Below are 246 nucleotides of genomic sequence, written 5' to 3'. Positions count from 1 at the left end.
CACCTGCTAAGAAAATTAAGGTTGAAGAAAAACCGCAACTGATATCTGAAACGAAGATTCTTCAACCCGAAAAACCTAGCTTAACCATTCTAGATGCTATTAATTTTGCTCTTAACTTAAAACAACAAAATTTAAACCCTACATCTTACAGAGGGCTTAATAATAGAATGAATAACTTTAATCAATGGGTTTCAAAACTATACCTAGAATTAAAGTCTATTAATCAGCTTAACAAAAAAAACAATT

The 246-nt window shown here is 29.7% G+C and carries 1 protein-coding gene; it reads left to right on the top strand.

Going from position 1 to position 246, the window contains the following annotated elements; all coding sequences use genetic code 11:
* On the top strand, positions 1 to 246 hold a 246-nt coding region (locus tag F6U93_RS14845; protein WP_225312586.1), incomplete at both ends, for a hypothetical protein.

Source organism: Pseudotamlana haliotis (genome assembly GCF_008806375.1).
Lineage (GTDB): Bacteria > Bacteroidota > Bacteroidia > Flavobacteriales > Flavobacteriaceae > Pseudotamlana > Pseudotamlana haliotis.
The sequence above is the reverse complement of the archived record's forward strand: the minus strand, read 5'-3'. Positions and strand labels throughout refer to the sequence as shown.